Source organism: Roseomonas acroporae, from assembly GCF_023223525.1.
Lineage (GTDB): Bacteria > Pseudomonadota > Alphaproteobacteria > Acetobacterales > Acetobacteraceae > Roseomonas_E > Roseomonas_E acroporae.
Genome location: NZ_JALPRX010000054.1, coordinates 61456 through 79785, shown reverse-complemented (window position 1 = coordinate 79785; position 18330 = coordinate 61456). Strand labels below are relative to the sequence as shown.

The following is an 18330-nucleotide window of genomic DNA, read 5'->3' as shown; positions in this document are numbered from 1 at the left end:
CGCCACGACGCAGGGCGCCGGCGCGGGGGGTCGCTCCCCAGACGCGGCGTCGCCTTCCCGAACCGCCGGGTGCCCGCCCGCCGCCGCCCGGCGCCCCGCCCCGGGCGCCTTCCCCGACGATGGAGAGACCGATGCCGACCGTCTCCGCCCCGCCCCGGACCGAGGTCCGCCACCCGCTCGACCCGCTGACCGAGGCGGAGATCGCGTCGGCCTGCGCCATCGCCCGCGAGCAGCTCGGCCTGACGGCGCATTGCCGCTTCCCGATGGTGCGGCTGGAGGAGCCGGACAAGGCGGCGCTGCGCGCCCATGCCGCCGGCGCGGCGCTGCCGCGCCTCGCCTTCCTGGTCGTGCTGGACGGGCGGACGGGCGCCGTGCACGAGCACGTGGTCGATCTCGGCGCGGGCCGGGTCGCCGACAGCCGGCTGCTGCCGAACCGGGAGGCGCCCTACGGCCAGCCGGCCGTGACGATCGAGGAGTTCCTGCGCTGCGAGCGGATCGTCAAGGCCGATCCGGGTTGGCGCGCCGCGCTGCGCCGGCGCGGCATCACCGAGGCGGAGATGGAGCTGGCGCAGATCGACCCCTTCTCCTCCGGCTTCTTCGACAACGAATTCGAGCGCGGCCGCCGCATCCTGCGCGCCATCAGCTTCCTGCGCGAGGATCCGCAGGACAACGCCTACGCGCACCCGATCGAGGGCGTGGTGGCGGTGGTGGACCTGATCGAGAACCGCGTGGTGGACCTGGTGGACGATCCGGAGATCGTCCCCGTCCCGCGCAAGCGGCGCGGCTACGCCCCTTCCGATCTGCCGCCGCCGCGCACCGACCTGAAGCCGCTCGACATCGTGCAGCCGGAAGGGCCGAGCTTCACCGTCGATGGCTGGCACGTCGCCTGGCAGAAATGGGATTTCCGCGTCGGCTTCACGCCGCGCGAGGGGCTGGTGCTGCACCGGCTCGGCTACCGGGACGGCGGGCGTCGCCGCTCGATCATCCACCGCGCCAGCGTGACCGAGATGGTGGTGCCCTACGCCGACCCCTCGAACACGCACTACTGGAAGAGCGCCTTCGACGCCGGCGAGTACGGTCTCGGCACGCTGGCCAACACGCTGGAGCTGGGCTGCGACTGCCTCGGCCACATCCACTACTTCGACGTGCCGGCCGCCGACGCGCTGGGCAACGCCATCGTCATGAAGAACGCGGTCTGCATGCACGAGGAGGATTACGGCATCCTCTGGAAGCACTACGAGTTCCGCAACGGGCTGTTCGAGGTGCGCCGCTCCCGCCGCCTGGTCATCAGCTTCTTCGCGACGGTCGGCAACTACGACTACGGCTTCTTCTGGTACCTCTACCAGGACGGCACGATCCAGCTCGAGGCGAAGCTCACCGGCATCATCCAGACCGCCGGCGTGGCGCCCGGCCAGACCTACAAATGGGGCGGCATGGTGGACGAGAACCTGGGCGGGCCGACGCACCAGCACTTCTTCAACGCCCGCCTGCACATGGATCTGGACGGGGAGCTGGGCGGCAATTCGGTCACCGAGCACGAATTCGCGCCCCGTCCCTTCGGGCCGGACAACCCGTACGGCAACGTCTTCGACCTGCGCAGCCGCACCCTGGCGCACGAGGACGACACCGCCGGCCTCCTGGACGGGCCGAGCGGCCGCTTCTGGAAGGTGATCAACCCGAACGCGCGCAACCACGTGGGCAACCCCACCGGCTACAAGCTGGTCGGCATGCCGAGCCCGCTGATGCTGGCGCAGGAGGGCAGCTTCGTCCGCCGCCGCGGCGGCTTCGCCACGCGGCACGTCTGGGTGACGCCCTACGACCCGGCGGAGAAGTACGCGAGCGGCGACTACCCCAACGTCCATGCCGGCGACGACGGGCTGCCGCGCTACGTGCGGCAGCGGCGGCCGGTCGAGAACGCCGACATCGTGCTGTGGCACAGCTTCGGCCACACCCATGTCTGCAAGCCCGAGGACTTCCCGGTCATGCCGGTGGAGTATGCCGGCTTCACGCTGAAGCCGAACAATTTCTTCGACGCCAACGCGGCCAACGACGTGCCGGCCGGCCGCAACGCGCACAGCGTGGACAACCGCGCGGCGCCCGGGGGAGCGCCCGGGGGAGCGACGGGCGCGGCGTCCGGCGGCGGGGGTGGCGGCTGCTGCCACGGCGGCTGACCCGGCCGGCGCGGCGGCCCGCCTGGCCGCCGTGCCCCGCCGCCGATCGCCCGGACCCGTCTCCGGCTCCCGCTCCGACTCCCGCTCCTCTGGCCTGGACCACGACGCATGCTCTGCTGCCTGTTCGCCCTGCTGGCGGCCGCCACCGGGCTGGTCGCGCCTGCCGCCCGCCGTGCCCGCCCGGCGCCGCCGGGCTGCGGCCGGCATCGCGCCGCCGGCTGCCCGCCGCGCGAACGGCCGACGCTCGGGTGGAGGCCCGGCCGGGCGGCCGCCGGTCGCCGCGCCGGGCCCGGCGCGCTGGCCGTCCTCGTCCTGGCGCTCGCCGCCCTGCCGTCCCTGCTCCCCCGGCCGTTCCGTCCGCCGCTCCCCTGGGCGGACGCGGCGGCGCTGCCGCCCCTGCCGATCTGCGGCCTGCTTGGCCACGGCGCCACGCCCTGATACGCCCGCCGGCGCCCCATCCCCGCGCCCCATCCCCGCTCCCCCTGCCGGGTGCGCCGAGGCGGCCGCCCCGCAACCCGACCGCGAGAACCGCATCCATGGCCGTCCCACCCGCCCTCGTCATGCTGGACGCCAGCGAGCTCTCCGCGCGGATCCACCGGCGCGAGGTCTCCTGCCGGGAGGTCATGGCGACCTATCTCGACCACATCGAGCGGTTGAACCCGGCGGTGAACGCCATCGTCTCCCTGCGTCCGCGCGAGGCGCTGCTGGCCGAGGCCGGGGAGGCCGACGCGGCGCTGGCGCGCGGCGAGGACCGGGGCTGGATGCACGGCCTGCCGCACGCCGTGAAGGACCTCGCCGAGACGCGCGGGCTGCGCACCACGCGCGGCTCGCCCCTCTTCGCGGACGACGTGCCGGCGGCGGACGCGGTCTTCGTCGAGCGTCTGCGCGCCGCCGGCGCCATCCTCGTCGGCAAGACCAACACGCCCGAATTCGGGCTCGGCTCGCAGACCTACAACGCCGTCTTCGGCACCACCGGCAACGCCTACGACCCGTCCCGCACCGCCGGCGGCAGCAGCGGCGGCGCGGCGGCGGCGCTCGCCATGCGCCTCGTGCCCGTGGCCGACGGCAGCGACTTCGCCGGCTCGCTGCGCAACCCGGCGGGGTGGAACAACGTGTTCGGCTTCCGCCCGAGCGCGGGGCGCGTGCCGCACGGCCCGCTGCCCGAGCTGTTCATGCAGAACATGGGCTATGACGGGCCGATGGCACGCCGCGTCGGCGACCTCGCCCTGCTCCTCTCCGTGATGGCCGGCTACGACGACCGCACGCCGCTGTCGCTCGACGGCGACGGGCGGCAATTCGCGGCGCCGCTCGGGCGCGACATGCGGGGCGTTCGGATCGGCTGGCTCGGCGACCTGGGCGGCATCCCGATGGAGACGGGCATGCTCGACCTCTGCCTCGGCGGGCTGCGCCGGCTGGAGGCGGCGGGCTGCACGATCGAGGAGGCGCGCCTCGGCATCGGCCGCGACGTCATCTGGGACAGCTTCGTGGCGCTGCGCCAGGGCTTCATGGCGGGCAGCCTGCGCGGCCTGTACGCCGACCCGGCGGCGCGGGCGCGGCTCAAGCCCGAGGCGGTCTGGGAGATCGAGGGCGGGCTGCGGCGCTCGGCGGCGGATCTGTTCGAGGCCTCGGCGCGCCGCTCGGCCGTGTACCGCGCCTTCCGCGACGCCCTGCGGCACCACGACTTCCTCGCCCTGCCGAGCGCGCAGGTCTTTCCCTTCGACGCCGCGCTGCACTGGCCGGCCGAGGTGGCGGGGGTGGCCATGGACAGCTACCACCGCTGGATGGAGGTCGTGGCGGGCCCGAGCCTGGCGGGTCTGCCCGTCGTCGCCGTGCCGGCCGGCTTCGGTCCTGCCGGCCTGCCCTCGGGCATCCAGCTCGTCGGCCGCGCCCGGCAGGATCTCGCCGTGCTCCAGCTCGCGCATGCCTACGAGCAGGTGGCCGGGGACGTGCTGTCGCGCCTGCCGCCGCTGCTGGCGGGCTGAGCGGCCGCTTCACCCTCGGTCAACCGCTTGCGCCGATCCTGGCGGCATCGCCGCCCTGCCAGGATGGCCACGCCATGCTCCCCGACGCCCTGCCCGTACCGCCGCGCCACACGCCGCAGGCCCGCGTCGTCGCCCTCCATCCCGGCGCGGCCGCCATCCGGCGCGGCCATCGCCGCTACACCATCACCGCGCCCGCGCCTGACGGAGTCGTCCTGCTCGGCAGCGGCCCCAGCCCGGCCGGTGCCTGGTTCGACGCCGCGCACCGCCTCGACGATGCCGAGGACGACGGCGCCTGAGCCCGGCGCGGCCCGGCCGGCGGGGTGATCCGGGGGGCGCCGGCCTCAGCCTCCCTCGTCCTCGCGGCCCAGCAGCCGGGCGGCACGCCGGTGCAGCTTGGTCAGGATCCGGTCCAGCGCCGCCAGCTCCGCCTCGCTCAGCGTCTCGGCCAGCGCGGCCTGGAGGCCGCAGGCGCGCGGCACGATGCGCCGGTACAGCGCCTCGCCCGCCGGCGAGAGCGCCAGCATGTGCGCCCGCTGGTCCTCCGGATGCGCCGAGCGCGACACCAGCCCCTTGTCCACCAGCCGGATCACCGCGCGGCTGACCTTCACCCGGTCCATCTCGGTCCGCACGATCACCGACTGGGTGGAGAGCGGCTCGCCCTCGCCCAGCACCGCCATCACCCGCCATTCCGGGATGCCGAGGCCGAATTCCGCCTCGTAACGGTCGGCGAAGGCGCGGCTGACGCTCTCCGTCACCACCGAGAGCCGGTAGGGCAGGAAGTCCGCCAGGCGCAGCGTGGTGCAGTCCTGGCAGAGCGGGGTGGCGGCGCAGCCCGGCAGGCTCGGCATCGGAAGACCCTTGTATCGTCGCAGATGAGATGATATTGCCGTAGATCATAACATCTCGGCTGAGACGATCGCCACGGGGTGAACCCCGTGCACCGACGGCCGGGAGGAGGAGGGAAGCGCGCCCATGCAGGTGGACTACCAGGCACTCCGCTTCGACTATCGCCGCTGCGCGGACCAGTCGGCTGCCGTGCCGGCGCGCCATCCCGTGATCGTGGTCGGCGCCGGGCCGGTCGGGCTCGCCACCGCGATCGACCTCGCGCAGCAGGGCCAGCGCGTGCTGCTGCTCGACGACGACGAGGCGCTGTCGCACGGCTCGCGCGCCATCTGCTTCGCCAAGCGCACGCTGGAGGTGTTCGACCGGCTCGGCTGCGGCGAGCGCATGGTGGAGAAGGGCGTCACCTGGAACCTCGGCCGCGTCTTCCACCGCGAGGAGCCGGTCTACGGCTTCAACCTGCTGCCCGAGGGCGGCCATCAGCGCCCGGCCTTCGTCAACCTCCAGCAGTACTACCTGGAAGGCTTCCTGCTGGATCGGGCGCAGGCGCTGCCGGAGATCGAGATCCGCTGGCGCAGCCGGGTGACGGCGGTGGCGCAGGCCGATGACGGCGTGACGCTGACCGTCGAGACGCCGGAGGGCGAGTACCGGCTGCTGGCCGACTACCTCGTGGCGGCCGACGGCTCCCGCAGCCCGATCCGCAGGGCGCTGGGGCTGGAGAGCCGGGGCCGCACCTTCCGCGACCGCTTCCTGATCGCCGATGTCCGCATGGAGGCGGACTTCCCGGCCGAGCGCTGGTTCTGGTTCGACCCGCCCTTCCACCGGAACCAGTCCGTGCTACTGCACCAGCAGCCGGACGGCGTGTGGCGCATCGACTTCCAGCTCGGCTGGGACGCGGACCCGGTGGCGGAGCGGCAGCCGGACAAGGTGATCCCGCGCGTGCGCGCCCTGCTCGGCCCGGACGTGCCCTTCGAGCTGGAATGGGTCAGCATCTACACCTTCTCCTGCCTGCGCATGGAGCGCTTCCGGCACGGGCGGGTGCTGTTCGCCGGCGATTCCGCGCACGGCGTCTCGCCCTTCGGCGCGCGCGGCGCCAACAGCGGCGTGCAGGACGCGGAGAACCTGGCCTGGAAGCTGGCCCTGGTGCTGCGCGGCGCGGCGCCCGACAGCCTGCTCGACAGCTACGACGCGGAGCGCGTGGCGGCGGCGGACGAGAACATCCTGAACTCGACGCGTTCCACCGACTTCATCACGCCGAAGAACGAGGCCAGCCGCGCCTTCCGCGACGCCACCCTGGCCCTGGCGCGCGACTGCGCCTTCGCCCGGCGCCTCGTCAACAGCGGCCGGCTGTCGCTGCCCAGCACCTACGCGGCGTCGCCGCTGAACACGCCGGATGCCGAGGCGTTCGCGGGGGCGATGGTGCCGGGCGCGCCGGCCCTCGACGCGCCGGTGCGCGCGGCGGGTGGGGCGGACTGGCTGCTGCGGTATCTGGGGAACGCGTTCACCCTGCTGCACTTCTCGGACGACGCGGCCTCGCCGCCGGCACCCGGGGACCTGCCGCTGCCGGTGCGGGCGGTGCTGGTGGTGCCGCCGGGCGCCGCGGCGGGCGGCCCGCACGAAGGCGTGCCCGGGACCGTCACGGTCCTGGAGGACGCGGACGGGCTGGCGCGGCAACGCTACGATGCCCGCCCCGGCACCACCTACCTGCTGCGGCCGGACCAGCATGTCTGCGCCCGCTGGCGCCGGTTCGACCCGGCGGCGGTGCGGGCGGCGCTGGAACGCGCCACCGGGAAACGGGCGTGAGGGGAGGAAGCGCCATGCTCAACACCGAGCCCAACATCGCCGCGCCCGACGATTTCTACGAGGCGCTGCTCGCCATCCACCAGGACCTGCTGCCGGCGCAGAGCCGGCTGGTGGACGCCAAGCTGATCCTGCTGCTCTCGAACCACATCGGCGACCCCGAGGTGCTGCGCCAGGCCATGGCGAAGGCGCGCGAGGGCATCGTCCCGGCCGGGCAGGACGCGATCCTCGCGGCCCGCGCCTGATCCCAGGAGAGATAGAGAAATGTCCGGCTTCGCCAGCACCAACGACCTCGCCGAGAAGAAGATCTCCTTCGACGAGCTGGGCCCCGGCCTCTACGGCTACACCGCGGAGGGCGACCCGAATTCCGGCATCGTGATCGGCGACGACAGCGTGCTCGTGGTCGACGCGCAGGCGACGCCGCGCATGGCCGAGGACGTGATCGCGCGCATCCGCACCGTCACCGACAAGCCGGTGCGGCACGTGGTGCTGAGCCACTACCACGCGGTGCGCGTGCTCGGCGCCTCCGGCTACCACGGGGCCGAGATCATCGCCTCCGACGTCACGCGCGACCTGATCGTCGAGCGCGGCCGGCAGGACATGGACAGCGAGATCGGCCGCTTCCCGCGCCTGTTCCGCGGCAAGGAGAGCATCCCCGGCCTCACCTGGCCCGACATCGTGTTCCACAAGAAGATGACGCTGTGGCTGGGCAAGCGGGAGGTGCAGATCATCCAGATCGGCCGCTCCCACACCGCCGGCGACACGGTGGTCTGGCTGCCGCAGGAGCGCGTGCTGTTCTCCGGCGACTGCGTGGAGTACGGCGCCACCCCCTATTGCGGCGACGCGCATTTCGCCGACTGGCCGGGCACGCTGGAGGCGATCCGGGCGCTGAAGCCGGTGGCGCTGGTCCCGGGGCGCGGCGCCTCGCTGACCACGCCGGCGCAGATCGAGGAAGGCTTGCAGGGGACCGCCGACTTCACGTCGGACCTGTTCGCGATCGCGAAGCGCGGCGTGGCCGCCGGGCATTCGCTGAAGCAGGTCTACGACGCGGCGATGGCGGCGATGCGGCCGAAATACGGGCACTGGGTGATCTTCGAGCACTGCATGCCCTTCGACGTCTCCCGCGCCTACGACGAGGCCAAGGGCCTCGACCACCCGCGCATCTGGACCGCCGAGCGCGACGTCGAGATGTGGAAGGCGCTGGAGCACGGCGCCGCGATGAAGTCCGCCGAGATCGAGCGTTAGGCGAGATCGAGCGTTAGAAAGGGGAATTGACAGGATGAACGTTCTGCTTCGTCCCGGCGCCGTCACGGCGAACGCGCCCGGCTACATGTCCGGCTTCGGCAACGGCTTCGAGACCGAGGCGCTGCCCGGTGCGCTGCCGATCGGCCGCAACTCGCCGCAGCGCTGCGCCTACGGGCTCTACGCCGAGCAGCTCAGCGGTTCGCCCTTCACCGCGCCGCGCGCGAGCAACGAGCGGAGCTGGCTCTACCGCATCCGCCCGACCGTGGCGCACTGGGGGAAGTTCGAGAAGGTCGATGCCGGCCTCTGGCGCACCGCGCCCTGCGCCGAGGTGGAGCTGCCCCCGGCGCCGCTGCGCTGGGACCCGATCCCGCTGCCGGAGGCGCCCACCTCCTTCCTGGAGGGCATCCGCACCATCACCACCGCCGGCGACGCCGCCGCGCAGGCCGGGCTGGCGGCGCATGTCTACCTCGTCACCCGCTCCATGCGGGACGAGTACTTCTACAACGCCGACGCCGAGATGCTGTTCGTGCCGCAGCAGGGCTCGCTGCGGCTCTGGACCGAGTTCGGCATCATCGACATCGCGCCGACCGAGATCGCCGTGATCCCGCGCGGCGTGAAGCTGCGCGTCGAGCTGGCCGACGGCACGGCCGGGGCCCGCGGCTATCTCTGCGAGAATTATGGCGGCGCCTTCACCCTGCCGGAGCGCGGGCCGATCGGCGCCAACTGCCTCGCCAACCCGCGCGACTTCCTCACCCCGCAGGCGGCCTACGAGGACCGCGAGGCGCCCTCGACGCTAACCGTGAAGTGGGGCGGCTCGCTCTGGCGCACGGCGCTCGCGCGCTCGCCGCTGGACGTGGTGGCCTGGCACGGCAACTACGCGCCCTACAAGTACGACCTGCGCCGCTACTCGCCGGTCGGCCCGGTGCTGTTCGACCATGCCGACCCGTCGATCTTCACCGTGCTTACCTCGCCCTCCGAGACGCCCGGCACCGCCAACATCGACTTCGTGATCTTCCCCGACCGCTGGATGGTCGCCGAGAACACCTTCCGGCCGCCCTGGTACCACATGAACGTGATGAGCGAGTTCATGGGCCTCGTCGAGGGCGTGTACGACGCCAAGACCGGCGGCGGCTTCGAGCCGGGCGGCTTCTCGCTGCACAACACCATGCTGCCGCACGGGCCGGACATGAGCGCCTTCGAGGCGGCGAGCAGCGCGGCACTCGCGCCGCACAAGCTGGAGGGGACGCTGGCCTTCATGTTCGAGACCCGCTTCCCGCAGTGCGTCACCCGCTTCGCCGCCGAGGTGCCGCAGTTCCAGCAGGACTATCCCGATTACGGGCTCGGCCTGCACCGCCACTTCGACCCGCGCCAGGCCTGAGACCGGACGCATGATCGACGCGACCCACGACCCGGCGCTCCGCTCCTGGGTGGAATCCGCCAACGGCCACCCGCACTTCCCGATCCAGAACCTACCGCTGGGGATCTTCTCGCCCCCCGGCGGCGGCGCCCCGCGCGGCGGCGTCGCGATCGGCGACCGCATCCTGGACCTGCCGGCGGCCGCCGCGCTGCTGATCGGGGAGGCGGCGCAGGCGGCCGCCGCCGCCGGCGCGCCGACGCTGAACGCGCTGTTCGCCCTCGGCGCCGGGCCGCGCCGGGCACTGCGGGCGCAGCTTTCCGAGCTGCTCGCGGAAGGCAGCCCGGCGCGCGCGCGCGTCGAGCCGTTGCTGCACGCGGCGGCCGACTGCGCGCTGCACCTGCCGGCGCGCATCGGCGACTACACCGATTTCTACGTCGGCATCCACCACGCCACCAACATCGGCAAGGTGTTCCGGCCCGACAACCCGCTGCTGCCGAACTACAAGTACGTGCCGATCGGCTATCACGGCCGCGCCTCCTCGGTGCGCGTCTCCGGCACGCCGGTGCGCCGGCCGAGCGGGCAGCTCAAGCTGCCGGATTCCGAGGCGCCGGTGTTCGGGCCGTGCCGGCGGCTCGACTACGAGCTGGAGGTCGGCGTCTGGATCGGGCCGGGCAACGAGCTCGGCGAGCCGATTCCGGTCGGCGAGGCCGACTCGCACGTCGCCGGCTTCTGCCTGCTCAACGACTGGTCGGCGCGCGACATCCAGGCCTGGGAGTACCAGCCGCTCGGGCCGTTCCTGGCGAAGAATTTCGGCTCCACCATCAGCCCCTGGGTGATCACGCCCGAGGCGCTGGCACCCTTCCGCATCGCCCAGCCGGCACGCCCAGAGGGCGACCCGGCGCCGCTGCCCTACCTGCTCGACGACGCCGACCAGCGTGCCGGCGCCTTCGACATCGGGCTGGAGGTGTTCCTGGAAACGCCGGGCCTGCGCGAGCGCGGCCTGCCGCCGCACCGGCTTTCCGCCTCCAACACGCGGCACATGTACTGGACGGTCGCGCAGATGGTGGCGCACCACGCCAGCAATGGCTGCGACCTCCACCCCGGCGACCTGCTGGGCAGCGGCACCATCTCGGCGCCCGACGAGGCCGGCTGCGGCTCGCTGCTGGAGACCACGAAGGGCGGCACGCGGCCGGTCGAGCTGGAATCCGGCGAGACGCGCCGCTTCCTGGAGGATGGCGACGCGGTGATCCTGCGCGCGCGCGCGGAAAATCCCGGCTTCGTCGCCATCGGCTTCGGCGAGTGCCGCGCGACGGTGCTGCCCGCGCGCTGACGGCGTGACGCCGTCCGCACGCCGGGGGCGCGACGTGTTGCCAGCGCGCCGGGCGCACGACAGTGCTTGCCGCGCGCCGGACGCAAGACAGTGCTTGCCGCGCGCCGGGCGCAAGACAGTGCTTGCCGCGCGCCGGGCGCAAGACAGTGCTTGCCGCGTGCCGGGCGCAAGACGCCACCCGGCGCCGGGGAAACGCCCTGGCGGCGGGCGGCCGCCGTGCCGGCCAGCCTTGCCGATGCCTGTCCCTGCCACCCCTGACGCTCCCGCCGGCATGCCCGGCCGACGACCCGCCGGCCCGGCCGGCCCGACTGGAGGAAACGAGATGGACCAAGCGCGCATCCGCCGCCGCGACCTGCTGGCCACCCTGGCCGCCACGCCGCTGGCCGCACCCCTCGTTGCCCCCCTGGTCGCGCCGGGCCGTGCCCTGGCGGCCGAAGGCTTCCCGAGCCGGCCGGTGAAGTGGATCGTCGCCTACGCGGCCGGCGGCGGCACCGACACGCTGGCGCGGCTGCTCGGCGCCAACCTGTCGCAGCGCCTGGGCCAGCCCTTCGTGATCGACAACCGCCCGGGTGCGGCCACCAATGTCGGCGCCGAGGCGGCGGCCAAGGCGGCGCCGGACGGCTACACCGTGTTCAGCGCCGACAACGGCACGCTGGTCTTCAACACCGCCCTGTTCCGCCGCCTGCCCTACGACCCGGAGCGCGACTTCCGCGGCGTCGGGCTGATGGCGCGCTTCCCGCTCTTCCTCGCCGTGGCGCCGGACTACCCGGCCCGCACGCTGCGCGAGTTGCTGGACAGGGCGAAGGCGGCGCCGGGGACGATCGACGTCGCCTCGCCGGGGGTCGGTTCGCCGCACCATCTCGCCCTGGAACGCTTCGCGCGCGAGGCGGGGGTGCGCTTCAACCACGTGCCGTATCGCGGCGCGGCGCCGGCGCTCAACGACCTGCTGGCCGGCACCGTGCCCGCCATGGTCGTGGACTACCCCTCCAGCGTCGACTACCTGCGCTCCGGGCGCGTCCGGCCGCTGGCGGTGTTCTCCGCCGCCCGCCCCGCCGACCTGCCGGACGTGCCGACGGCGCAGGAGGCGGCCGGGCTGCGCGGCTTCGAGGCCTATGCCTGGCAGGGAATGGTGGTCCCGAAGGCGACGCCGGACGCCGTCGTCGCCCGGCTCACCGAGGAACTGGCCAGGACGCTGGCCGACGAGGGGGTGCGGCGGCGGATGCGCGAGATCGGGCTGGAGCCGCTGACCGGCGGCCCGGCCGAGTTCCAGGCGCTGCTGAACGCGGAGCGGGCGACCTGGCTTCCGCTGATCCGCGAGCTTGGCATCACCCTGGACTGAGGCCGTGCGGGGGCGCCCCCGGCAGGCGTTCCCGCCCGGCCCCGGCTTTCGGCTTTCCCACATGGCAACGGAGGCAGGGCGGCGATGCGCCTGCATGGCTATTTCCGGTCCTCGGCGGCGTGGCGCGTGCGCATCGCGCTGAACCTCAAGGGCCTCGACGCGGAGCACGCCTTCCACCACCTGCGGCATGGCGGGCAGCGCGCGCCGGACTTCCTGCGGCTGAACCCGCAGGGGCTGGTGCCGGCGCTGGAGACGGATGACGGGCCGGGGGGAGGGGCGGTGCTCACCCAGTCCCTCGCCATCTGCGAGTGGCTGGACGAGACGCATCCCGCGCCGCCGCTGCTGCCCGGCGACGCGCGGCAACGCGCCCGCATCCGGGCCTTCGCCCAGGCCATCGCCTGCGACATCCACCCGGTGCAGAACCTCAAGGTGCTGGCGCGGCTGCGCGGCCTGGGACTGCCGGAGGCGGAGGTGACGGGCTGGGCGCGCTGGATCATCGCCGACGGGCTGGCCGCCTGCGAGGCGCTGCTGGCCGGGGAGCCCGGCCCGTTCTGCTTCGGCGACGCGCCGACCCTGGCCGATCTCTGCCTGGTGCCGCAGCTCGCCAACGGGCGCCGCTTCGGCGTCGCGCTGGAGGGGCTGCCGCGCCTCCTGGCCGCCGAGGCGGCCTGCGCCGCCCTGCCCGCCTTCCGGGCGGCGGCGCCGGACCGGCAGGCGGACGCGGAATAGAGCGGATCGCCGGCGGGCGGGCACGCCCGGCGGCGTGAATCCGCGCCGAGCACGACGAGCTGCGACGAACCGCTGTCCCGACCGGACTGCGGTTCGCCGCAGCCGCCGCCCGCGCCTCGGCGCGGGCGAGAGCCGGCATCGGGGGGCGGCGCTCCTGGCCTTTCCGGCGCCCCGGGGCTACCAAGCCGGCCATGTCGCGTCTCTGGCTCGCCCTCGGCTCCCTGTTCGGCCTGCTCGCCGTGGCCATGGCCGCCTGGGCGGCGCACGGCCTGCCGCAGCGCCTCGGGCCCGCCGCCCTCGCCGCCGTGCAGAACGGCCTGACCATGCAGGGCTGGCACGCGCTGGCGCTGCTGGCGACCGGGCTGCTGGCCGAGCGGCGCGCCGGCACGGCCCGCGCCCTGGGGCACGCCGCCGGCGCCGCCTTCGCGCTGGGGGCGCTGCTGTTCTGCGGCGCCGTCTATGCGGGGGCGATCGGCGGGATGCCGCTCGGCCGGGTGGCGCCGACCGGCGGCCTGCTGCTGATGCTCGGCTGGCTGCTGCTGCTGCTCGCCGCACTGTCGCCGGCCGCCGCCGGCGCGCGCTTTCCGGACGCCGCCGGCCCCTCCGCTCCCGCTGGCTCTCCCCCTGGCTCCTCCACTGCCGGCCGGGGTTGAACCGGCCCGGCCGCCGCGCCATGGTCCGCCCCGCTCCTCCGTGCCCAGCTCAGGAAAAAACCGTCACATGGCTGAGAACTACGATGTCATCGTCATCGGCGCCGGCCCCGGCGGCTATGTCTGCGCCATCCGCGCGGCGCAGCTCGGGCTGAAGACCGCCTGCGTCGAGATGCGCGAGACGCTGGGCGGCACCTGCCTCAACATCGGCTGCATCCCCTCCAAGGCGCTGCTGCAATCCTCCGAGCTGTTCGAGGAGGCGAACCACAAGTTCGCCGACCACGGCATCGGCGTGGCGGGGCTGACGCTCGACCTCGCCCGCATGCAGGCCCGCCGCGCCGAGGTGGTGACGGCCAACGTCAAGGGCATCGAGTTCCTGTTCCGCAAGAACAAGGTCACCTGGCTGAAGGGCAGGGGGCGCATCGCCGGGCCCGGCCAGGTCGAGGTGAACGGCGAGACCTACGGCGCGAAGAACATCGTCATCGCGACGGGCAGCGAGAGCACGCCGCTGCGCGGCGTCGAGGTGGACGAGAAGCGGATCGTCACCTCGACGGGCGGGCTTGAGCTGGACAAGGTGCCGGGGCACCTCGTCGTCATCGGCGGCGGCGTGATCGGGCTGGAGCTGGGCTCGGTCTGGCGGCGCCTCGGCGCCGAGGTGACGGTGGTGGAGTTCCTCGACCACATCGTCCCGGGCACGGACCGCGAGGTGGGCAAGACCTTCGAGCGCATCCTGGGCAAGCAGGGGCTGAAGTTCCGCCTCAAGACCAAGGTCACCGCCGCCGAGAAGGGCGAGGACGGCGTGACGCTGACGCTGGAGCCGGCGGCGGGCGGCGAGGCGGAGACGCTGAAGGCCGACGTGGTGCTGCTCTCGATCGGCCGCCGCGCCTTCGCCGACGGGCTGGGCGCGGCCGAGGCGGGTGTCGCGCTCGACGAGCGCGGCCGGGTGAAGACCGACGCGCACTACGCGACCAGCGTGCCCGGCATCTACGCCATCGGCGACGTGATCGCCGGCCCGATGCTGGCGCACAAGGCCGAGGAGGAGGGCGTCGCCGTCGCCGAGATCATCGCCGGGCAGGCCGGGCACGTGAACTACGACGCGATCCCGGCCGTGGTCTACACCTGGCCCGAGGTCGCCTCGGTCGGGCAGACCGAGGAGCAGCTCAAGGAGAAGGGCGTCGCCTACAAGGTCGGCAAGTTCCCCTTCACCGCCAACGGCCGCGCCCGCGCCATGGGCGACACGGACGGCTTCGTGAAGATCCTGGCGGACGCGAAGACCGACCGCGTGCTCGGTGCCCACATCATCGGGCCCGATGCCGGCACGCTGATCGCCGAACTGGTGATGGCGATCGAGTTCGGCGCCAGCAGCGAGGACGTGGCGCGCACCTGCCACGCGCACCCCTCGCTGAACGAGGCGGTGAAGGAGGCGGCGCTGGCGGTGGAAGGCCGCGCGCTGCACATCTGACGCCGGCCCCGCGGCGGCACCGCCCGCCGCGGGCCGGCTTCGCGCGGGAGGCGCATGGGGCCGGTGGCGCCGCCCCCATCCCCCGCGCCGGCCCCGGCCGCGCTGGCCGGGGTCGCCTGCGCGGTGCCGTCCGACCGCCCCGCTACGCCGCGGCGGAGATCACGCCGCGCCGGATCTGGTCCTCCTCGATGCTCTCGAACAGGGCGCGGAAATTGCCCTCGCCGAAGCCGTCGTCGCCCTTGCGCTCGATGAACTCGAAGAACACCGGCCCGATCACGTTGGCCGAGAAGATCTGCAGCAGCAGGCGCGCCTTGCGGTCCTCCACCACGCCCTCGCCATCCACCAGGATGCCGTTGCGCCGCAGCCGCGCCAGGTCCTCGCCATGGCCGGGCAGCCGCGCATCGACCTTCTCGTAGTAGGTCTCCGGCGGCGAGGGCATGAAGGCCAGCCCGCGCCCGCGCAGCCCCTCGATGGTGCCGTAGATGTCGTCGCAGCCGCAGGCGATGTGCTGGATGCCCTCGCCCTTGTAGGCGCGCAGGTACTCCTCGATCTGGCTCTCCTCGTCGGCGCTCTCGTTCAGCGGGATGCGGATGCGCCCGTCCGGGCTGGTCAGCGCGCGGGAGAACAGGCCCGTGTACTCGCCCTTGATGTCGAAGTAGCGGATCTGCCGGAAGTTGAAGAGCTTGCGGTAGAATTCGTACCAGACGTCCATCCGGCCCCGGAACACGTTGTGCGTCAGATGGTCGATGTAGTAGAGGCCCACCCCCTCGGGGCGCGGGTCGCGCGCGCCGAGCCACTCGAATTCCGCGTCGTAGGCCGAGCCGCGCTCGCCGTAGCGGTCGATGAAGTAGAGCAGGCTGCCGCCGATCCCCCGGATCGCCGGCACGTCCAGCGTCCGCCCCGCCTCGGCCGGCTCCGCGCCCAGCTCCAGCGCGCGATGGTAGGCGTGCCGCGCATCCACCACCCGAAAGGCCATGGACGGGACGCAGGGGCCGTGCGCCTCGGCGAAGCGGGCGGCGTGGCTGCCCGGCTCCTCGGTCACCAGGTAGTCGATGTCGCCCTGCCGGTAGAGGGTGGCCCGCTTCGCGCGGTGCCGCGCCACCGCCGCGAAGCCCATCTGCCGGAACAGCGCGTGCAGCCTCTCCGGCTCGGGATGCGCGTACTCGACGAAGCCGAAGCCGTCCGTGCCCATCGGGTTGTGCGGGCTGATCGTCGCGCGCGGCGCATCGTGCGGAAAGGGACCCATGGCACGCCTCCTCGAAAGCTCTGCTTCGCGCAAGGCTAGGGCGGAAGCCGCGCAAGAGGCTTGCGGAATGAGGCCGTATGGCCGAAATTCCGCACGGAACATGCGTCGGGATGCCTCGGCATGCATGATATCGTCAGTCTCGACGCCGCCGACCTGCGCCTGCTCGCCGTGCTGCAGGAGGACGGCCGGCTGACCAACCAGGAAGCCGGCGAGCGGGTCGGCCTCTCCGCCTCGCAATGCTCGCGCCGGCGCACGGCGCTGGAGGCGGCGGGGCTGATCCGCGGCTACCGGGCCGAGCTGGCGGCGGAACGGCTCGGCCTGCGGCTGCTGGTGTTCATCCAGGTCACGCTGGCCACCCATACCGGCGACAATGCCCGCCGCTTCCGCGAACTGGTGGCGCGGCTGGACGCGGTGCAGGAGGCCTACGCCATGACCGGCGACACGGACTACCTGCTCAAGGCCGTGCTGCCAGACCTCCAGGACCTCTCGGCGCTGGTGAACGACGTGCTGCTGCCGCACGGCAGCGTGGCGCGGGTCCGCTCCTCGATCGTGCTGGAGCGGCTGAAGGAATCCGGCCGCCTGCCGCTCGCCGCGCTGCGCGGACGGCGCTCGCCGGAAGGCAGGCCGGCGCGGATCCCGGTCGGAGGCAACGCCCGATCGGGCGAGGATGCCCGGCGGGACAAGGAGCCGTAGCGGATTTCGCGAGCCGTGCGAACGGAAGCCGCTCCGGAAGCGGGGAGCCGTGGCGGCGCAGGCGCGGTTAGGGCCGTGGTCGTGGCCGGGGCCGGTGGTCCGGCGCGGTCGGGCCGGAACGGCGCCGGCCGTCGGTTTCACGCTCTCCCCCGCCGCCGGGCACGTCCACCCGGCGCGAAAATGCTCTACCAGTCCCTCCAGGCCCGGCCCGGCCTCGCGCCGCGTGGCGGGCAGGGGAGGGCCCGAGGCGTCCCGCCTCCGACGACGGTTTGCCTGAGCAAGGGGAGGAACGCCGATGACCGGCCCGACCATGGATCCGCCGCTCCCCGCGGAGGAGCGGGCTTTCGTCGCCCGCGCCGCCGCCTTCGCGGCGGCGGTGATCGCGCCCGACGCCGCCGGGCGGGAGCGGCGGCGCGAGGCGCTGCCGCGCCCGGCCTTCCGCCGCTACGCCGCCGAGGGCTTCGCGGGGCTGACGGTGCCGCGGGCGCTGGGCGGGCAGGGCGCCTCCTTCCCCTGCAAGATCCACGTCGCCGAGACGATGGCGCGGGCCTGCATGGCCTCCGCCTTCGCGCTCAACAACCTGCAGAGCGGCATCGCGCGGCTGGTCCGCGAGGGCACGCCGGAGCAGCGGGAACGCTGGCTGCCGGGCCTGCTCGCGGGCGATCTGGTCTCCACCATCGTCCTCACCGAGCCCGGCGCCGGCAGCGACGCCTCGGCCATGGCCACGCTGGCCACGAAGGTGGATGGCGGCTGGCGCCTGCGCGGCGACAAGGCCTGGGTCACCAACGGCACCCATGCCGACCTGGCCCTGCTCCACGCCCAGACGGCCCCCGGCAGCGGCGCCCGGGGCATCGCCTGCTTCCTGGCGGACCTGCGCGCCCCGGGCGTCACGCGCGGCGCGCCCTACGGGCTGATCGGCGGCGGCGCGATCGGCGCGGCGGCCATCGCCCTCGACGACGTGTTCGTCCCCGATGCCGACCTGCTCGCCCCGCCCGGCGAGGCGTTCCGGCGCGCCATGGCCGGCATCACCGCCGCCCGCGTCCACGTGTCGGCGATGGTGAACGGGATGGTCGCCGAATGCCTGGGTCGGGCCGTGGACCATGCCGGCACGCGCCGGGCCTTCGGCCGCACGCTGCTGGAGCACCAGGGGCTGCGCTGGTCGCTGGCCGAGGTGGCGACCCGGCTGGAGGCGTCGCGGCTGCTCGTCGACCGTGCCGCGCTGCTGGTCGAGCAGGGGCGGGACGCGATCCTGGAGGCGTCGCAGGCCAAGCTCTTCGCGGTCGAGATGGCGCTGCCCGCCGTCTCGGCCTGCATGCAGGCGATGGGCGCGGACGGGCTGACCGACGCGCAGCCCTTCGCCCGCCACCTCGCCGCCGCCCGCATCGCCGCCTATGTCGACGGCACCAGCGAGATCCAGCGCGACCGGATCGGCCTGTTGCTGGACCGGCGCTATGGTGGGCAGGCCTTGCCATAGAGCGTTCCCAGG

General features: G+C 73.7%; 17 protein-coding genes. 15 read left to right on the top strand and 2 right to left on the bottom strand.

What is annotated here, in order from left to right; genetic code table 11:
* Positions 1-131 precede the first annotated feature (131 nt).
* The 4 genes from M0638_RS12950 to M0638_RS12935 all read left to right on the top strand — a co-directional run bounded on the left by M0638_RS12950 (position 132) and on the right by M0638_RS12935 (position 4449).
* Positions 132-2171 (top strand): primary-amine oxidase, encoded by a 2040-nt coding sequence (locus tag M0638_RS12950; protein ID WP_248667416.1) that lies wholly within the window; start codon positions 132-134, stop codon positions 2169-2171.
* A gap of 108 nt (positions 2172-2279) precedes the next feature.
* A complete protein-coding gene (locus M0638_RS12945; RefSeq protein WP_248667415.1) occupies positions 2280-2609 on the top strand; it encodes a hypothetical protein in 330 nt (109 codons plus the stop codon).
* A gap of 98 nt (positions 2610-2707) precedes the next feature.
* On the top strand, positions 2708-4153 hold the full coding sequence (locus M0638_RS12940; RefSeq protein WP_248667414.1) for an amidase: 1446 nt from the start codon (positions 2708-2710) through the stop codon (positions 4151-4153).
* 74 nt (positions 4154-4227) lie between these two features.
* On the top strand, positions 4228-4449 hold the full coding sequence (locus M0638_RS12935; protein ID WP_248667413.1) for a hypothetical protein: 222 nt from the start codon (positions 4228-4230) through the stop codon (positions 4447-4449).
* A 45-nt stretch (positions 4450-4494) separates the two neighbouring features.
* Here M0638_RS12935 and M0638_RS12930 read toward each other — a convergent pair whose 3' ends face one another.
* Positions 4495-5001 carry a MarR family winged helix-turn-helix transcriptional regulator gene (locus M0638_RS12930; RefSeq protein ID WP_248667412.1) on the bottom strand — a complete coding sequence of 169 codons (507 nt, stop codon included), beginning with the start codon at positions 4999-5001 and terminating at the stop codon, positions 4495-4497.
* A gap of 124 nt (positions 5002-5125) precedes the next feature.
* Between M0638_RS12930 and M0638_RS12925 the strand changes: the two genes are divergently transcribed.
* The 9 genes from M0638_RS12925 to lpdA all read left to right on the top strand — a co-directional run bounded on the left by M0638_RS12925 (position 5126) and on the right by lpdA (position 14905).
* Positions 5126-6796 carry an FAD-dependent oxidoreductase gene (locus M0638_RS12925; RefSeq protein ID WP_248667411.1) on the top strand — a complete coding sequence of 557 codons (1671 nt, stop codon included), beginning with the start codon at positions 5126-5128 and terminating at the stop codon, positions 6794-6796.
* Positions 6797-6810: 14 nt separating this feature from the next.
* Positions 6811-7038 carry a DUF2783 domain-containing protein gene (locus M0638_RS12920; RefSeq protein ID WP_248667410.1) on the top strand — a complete coding sequence of 76 codons (228 nt, stop codon included), beginning with the start codon at positions 6811-6813 and terminating at the stop codon, positions 7036-7038.
* A gap of 19 nt (positions 7039-7057) precedes the next feature.
* Positions 7058-8038 (top strand): MBL fold metallo-hydrolase, encoded by a 981-nt coding sequence (locus M0638_RS12915; protein WP_248667409.1) that lies wholly within the window; start codon positions 7058-7060, stop codon positions 8036-8038.
* Positions 8039-8072: 34 nt separating this feature from the next.
* The gene (gene hmgA, locus M0638_RS12910) at positions 8073-9416 is read left to right on the top strand and encodes a homogentisate 1,2-dioxygenase (protein WP_248667408.1); all 1344 of its coding nucleotides are present in this window, start codon (positions 8073-8075) and stop codon (positions 9414-9416) included.
* A gap of 10 nt (positions 9417-9426) precedes the next feature.
* Positions 9427-10725 carry a fumarylacetoacetase gene (fahA, locus tag M0638_RS12905; protein WP_248667407.1) on the top strand — a complete coding sequence of 433 codons (1299 nt, stop codon included), beginning with the start codon at positions 9427-9429 and terminating at the stop codon, positions 10723-10725.
* Between the two features lie 322 nt (positions 10726-11047).
* Entirely contained in the window at positions 11048-12064 is a 1017-nt protein-coding gene (locus tag M0638_RS12900; protein ID WP_248667406.1) for a Bug family tripartite tricarboxylate transporter substrate binding protein, read from the top strand.
* A gap of 84 nt (positions 12065-12148) precedes the next feature.
* Positions 12149-12793 carry a maleylacetoacetate isomerase gene (maiA, locus tag M0638_RS12895; RefSeq protein WP_248667405.1) on the top strand — a complete coding sequence of 215 codons (645 nt, stop codon included), beginning with the start codon at positions 12149-12151 and terminating at the stop codon, positions 12791-12793.
* A 191-nt stretch (positions 12794-12984) separates the two neighbouring features.
* Complete coding sequence (locus M0638_RS12890; protein ID WP_248667404.1) at positions 12985-13446, top strand: DUF423 domain-containing protein; 462 nt, start codon at positions 12985-12987, stop codon at positions 13444-13446.
* A gap of 67 nt (positions 13447-13513) precedes the next feature.
* Positions 13514-14905 (top strand): dihydrolipoyl dehydrogenase, encoded by a 1392-nt coding sequence (gene lpdA / locus M0638_RS12885; protein WP_248667403.1) that lies wholly within the window; start codon positions 13514-13516, stop codon positions 14903-14905.
* Between the two features lie 142 nt (positions 14906-15047).
* Here the strand turns inward: lpdA and hppD are convergent, their stop codons facing one another.
* Positions 15048-16151 carry a 4-hydroxyphenylpyruvate dioxygenase gene (gene hppD / locus M0638_RS12880; protein ID WP_248667402.1) on the bottom strand — a complete coding sequence of 368 codons (1104 nt, stop codon included), beginning with the start codon at positions 16149-16151 and terminating at the stop codon, positions 15048-15050.
* 120 nt (positions 16152-16271) lie between these two features.
* Here hppD and M0638_RS12875 point away from each other — a divergent pair, with 120 nt between their 5' ends.
* Together M0638_RS12875 and M0638_RS12870 are read left to right on the top strand one after the other, a co-directional pair.
* The gene (locus M0638_RS12875) at positions 16272-16844 is read left to right on the top strand and encodes an Lrp/AsnC family transcriptional regulator (RefSeq protein WP_248667401.1); all 573 of its coding nucleotides are present in this window, start codon (positions 16272-16274) and stop codon (positions 16842-16844) included.
* Positions 16845-17139: 295 nt separating this feature from the next.
* Complete coding sequence (locus tag M0638_RS12870; protein WP_248667400.1) at positions 17140-18318, top strand: acyl-CoA dehydrogenase family protein; 1179 nt, start codon at positions 17140-17142, stop codon at positions 18316-18318.
* Positions 18319-18330 lie beyond the last annotated feature (12 nt).

What these genes read in the sequence shown, in the direction of transcription:
- M0638_RS12950 (WP_248667416.1), top strand. Translation starts at nt 132, where the DNA reads ATGCCGACCGTCTCCGCCCCGCCCCGGACCGAGGTCCGCCACCCGCTC.
- M0638_RS12945 (WP_248667415.1), top strand. Translation starts at nt 2,280, where the DNA reads ATGCTCTGCTGCCTGTTCGCCCTGCTGGCGGCCGCCACCGGGCTGGTC.
- M0638_RS12940 (WP_248667414.1), top strand. Translation starts at nt 2,708, where the DNA reads ATGGCCGTCCCACCCGCCCTCGTCATGCTGGACGCCAGCGAGCTCTCC.
- M0638_RS12935 (WP_248667413.1), top strand. Translation starts at nt 4,228, where the DNA reads ATGCTCCCCGACGCCCTGCCCGTACCGCCGCGCCACACGCCGCAGGCC.
- M0638_RS12930 (WP_248667412.1), bottom strand. Translation starts at nt 5,001, where the DNA reads ATGCCGAGCCTGCCGGGCTGCGCCGCCACCCCGCTCTGCCAGGACTGC.
- M0638_RS12925 (WP_248667411.1), top strand. Translation starts at nt 5,126, where the DNA reads ATGCAGGTGGACTACCAGGCACTCCGCTTCGACTATCGCCGCTGCGCG.
- M0638_RS12920 (WP_248667410.1), top strand. Translation starts at nt 6,811, where the DNA reads ATGCTCAACACCGAGCCCAACATCGCCGCGCCCGACGATTTCTACGAG.
- M0638_RS12915 (WP_248667409.1), top strand. Translation starts at nt 7,058, where the DNA reads ATGTCCGGCTTCGCCAGCACCAACGACCTCGCCGAGAAGAAGATCTCC.
- hmgA (WP_248667408.1), top strand. Translation starts at nt 8,073, where the DNA reads ATGAACGTTCTGCTTCGTCCCGGCGCCGTCACGGCGAACGCGCCCGGC.
- fahA (WP_248667407.1), top strand. Translation starts at nt 9,427, where the DNA reads ATGATCGACGCGACCCACGACCCGGCGCTCCGCTCCTGGGTGGAATCC.
- M0638_RS12900 (WP_248667406.1), top strand. Translation starts at nt 11,048, where the DNA reads ATGGACCAAGCGCGCATCCGCCGCCGCGACCTGCTGGCCACCCTGGCC.
- maiA (WP_248667405.1), top strand. Translation starts at nt 12,149, where the DNA reads ATGCGCCTGCATGGCTATTTCCGGTCCTCGGCGGCGTGGCGCGTGCGC.
- M0638_RS12890 (WP_248667404.1), top strand. Translation starts at nt 12,985, where the DNA reads ATGTCGCGTCTCTGGCTCGCCCTCGGCTCCCTGTTCGGCCTGCTCGCC.
- lpdA (WP_248667403.1), top strand. Translation starts at nt 13,514, where the DNA reads ATGGCTGAGAACTACGATGTCATCGTCATCGGCGCCGGCCCCGGCGGC.
- hppD (WP_248667402.1), bottom strand. Translation starts at nt 16,151, where the DNA reads ATGGGTCCCTTTCCGCACGATGCGCCGCGCGCGACGATCAGCCCGCAC.
- M0638_RS12875 (WP_248667401.1), top strand. Translation starts at nt 16,272, where the DNA reads ATGCATGATATCGTCAGTCTCGACGCCGCCGACCTGCGCCTGCTCGCC.
- M0638_RS12870 (WP_248667400.1), top strand. Translation starts at nt 17,140, where the DNA reads ATGACCGGCCCGACCATGGATCCGCCGCTCCCCGCGGAGGAGCGGGCT.